Origin of the sequence: Mycolicibacterium septicum DSM 44393, from assembly GCF_000455325.1 — a bacterium.
Classification (GTDB): domain Bacteria; phylum Actinomycetota; class Actinomycetes; order Mycobacteriales; family Mycobacteriaceae; genus Mycobacterium; species Mycobacterium septicum.
Map to the genome: position 1 here is coordinate 1,678,800 of NZ_HG322951.1, position 2,243 is coordinate 1,681,042.

Genomic DNA, 2,243 nt, shown 5'->3' on the forward strand with positions numbered 1-2,243 from the left:
GCGCCACCGCCGGCACCGGTCTACACGCCGCCGCCGTATGTTCCTCCGGTTGTGACCTATCCGCAGCCGCGGCTGCGGGACCGGATCATCGAACGCATCCCGATCATCAACCGCTTCCACTGAACTTCGCGGTCAGCCCGGCCCGGGCCAGACGTACCTGCTCGGCCCGCACCACCTCGTCCTGATGCGGTGGGGCCTGGTCGGGATGATGTGCCAGGCGGCGGATCGGCTCGTCGACAGTGCCCCTGGCCAGTAGCCGGTGCACCCGCACGGTGTGCAGTTCGCTGAGTCGCTGGGTGCGCCCGATGACCTGACGCTCGGTGCGCGGCTGCCACTGGGGTTCGGCGAGGATCAACACCACCGGCGCGTTGAGCCGGCGCAGGTCCAGCGCGCCTGCACCGATGTGAGCCAACAGGTTGGCCGGGCCGCGGTCGGTCGCGAACGCGTCGACGACAGCCTGCTGATCGGGTACCGATGCGTCGACGGTTCCGAAGATATTGCCCGGCAGGGCTTTCCGGATCACATCGAGAACCGCGGGATAGTGGGAGAACACCACCACCCGGGCCCCGTTGATGTGGGCTTCGTTGGTGAGTTCGATGAGCCGGTCCAGCTTGGCGCCCGGCGTCGGTGCACCGGACGGCCAGGCGCCCTGCCGGATCGCGCTGAAGTTGCCGCTGGAGACGGCTTGGCGATACCGCTCACGGTCGGTGCGGCTGAGCCGCACCCATTCCTCGGTGGCGATCCGCGCAGGCAGTTCGTCGACCACGTCGCGGTAGTCGCGGCGCAGGTGCACCCGGTCGACCGCGCGGCGGAAGGCGATCGATCCTCGTTCGCCCGCGTTGGGCGCCACCTTGCCCGCGACGTCGGGCTGCAGGAAGTCGGCCAGATGACGAAAGCCGCCGATCCGCTGGTGCATCGGTACCCCGGACAGGAACAGCACGCGGTTGTCGGAGGTCAGCACGTTGCGCACGGCGCGGGCCCGGTCGGATTTCGGGTCGCGCAGCAGGTGCGCCTCGTCGACGACGACCAGCGTGGGGCGTTCGGGCAGTTTGATGCGCTGCAGGGTGTCGTAGGAGACGATGGCCACGCCGCCGGAATTCTTCCAATTCTCAAGGCGCGCATCGCGTTCACTGCCGCGGATCTCGATCGCCCGCAGCGCGGTGTGTTTGGCTGTTTCCGCGGCCCAATGGATTCCGGTGTTGGGCTGGCAGACCACCAGGGTGTGGCGCAGCTGTTCTGCGGCGGCCAGGTGTGCGGCCACCGCCAGTGCCTGCAGGGTTTTGCCCAGCCCCAGGTCGTCGCACAGCAGGGCCCGCTCGCGGGCCACCGCGTAGCGGGCGCCGAATTCCTGGTAGCCGCGCAGTTCGGTGCGCAGCAGTGAGCGGTTCAGCACCGTCTGCTCGACCTGCGCGGCCACCTCCGCCCCGACGAATCCCTGGGCGGCATCCACATCGGTTGTCCCGGAGGCGAATTCACTCAGTAGCTGGTCGATGGGGCGCGGATCGGAGCGGTAGATCGCCCACACGTCGCCGTCGCTGTGGTGGGCGTCGTCGATGCGGTCGAGCAGCCCGCTCACCGACTCGAGCAACTGATCCGATGCGGTGTGGCTGCGCAGTCGTGGCATCAGCCGGCGCAGCTGCTTGACCGGTGCGTCGGCCTGAACCAGTGTCAGCAGTGAGGTCAGCAACTCGGTGTCCTGCTCGGCCCGCAGCCGGGGCCGCGTGGTGGTGCGGATGTGGTCGGCCATGGCCTGGGCTGCCGCCTGCACCGACTGCGCGGTCCCGATGTCGACACCGGGCACCTGGGTCAACACCCGGGCCGGCACGGTGTGGATGGCTCCCACGGTGCGGTACTCGGAATTGGCCAGCCCGCCGAGGCGGGCGCCGCGCGCCAGATAGGGGCGCAGGTGCTGCAGCGGCGCCGATTGCAGCGTCTGGGTCACCACCTCGTCGGTGCTCGCGCGGATGCGGTCGGCGATCTCGGCGCGAAGTTTGCCGACACCTGCGAGTGAGGCGTCGGCACGGCGGATCAGCTCGGTGGGATCGGCGCTGTCCATGACACATCATCATGGCACCTCACCGTCGTTGCCGGATGCACGGATTATCCGGAATTCCTCGTCGCGATCTCGCGTCCGCTGGGTTTCGCTGCGGGGAATGCCGAGGTCACAGGGCTCGGTTAAGTCAGGACCTATGTCGCCTACCGACGCTGCGGCGAATGCGTAGGTTTCTGGGCCAGATTCACGC

The 2,243-nt window shown here is 68.6% G+C and carries 2 protein-coding genes; one reads left to right on the forward strand and one right to left on the reverse strand.

Features of this window, described 5'->3' with window-relative positions:
* Nucleotides 1-51: 51 nt before the first annotated feature.
* Nucleotides 52-123 (forward strand): DUF7157 domain-containing protein, encoded by a 72-nt coding sequence (locus TX88_RS35820; protein ID WP_457920629.1) that lies wholly within the window; start codon nt 52-54, stop codon nt 121-123.
* On the opposite strand, the gene TX88_RS07885 is transcribed toward TX88_RS35820, so the two are convergent.
* Nucleotides 107-2,056: an SNF2-related protein gene (locus tag TX88_RS07885; RefSeq protein WP_044515895.1), complete on the reverse strand. Its 1,950-nt coding sequence runs from the start codon at nt 2,054-2,056 to the stop codon at nt 107-109. The genes TX88_RS35820 and TX88_RS07885 overlap by 17 nt on opposite strands.
* Nucleotides 2,057-2,243: the final 187 nt, after the last annotated feature.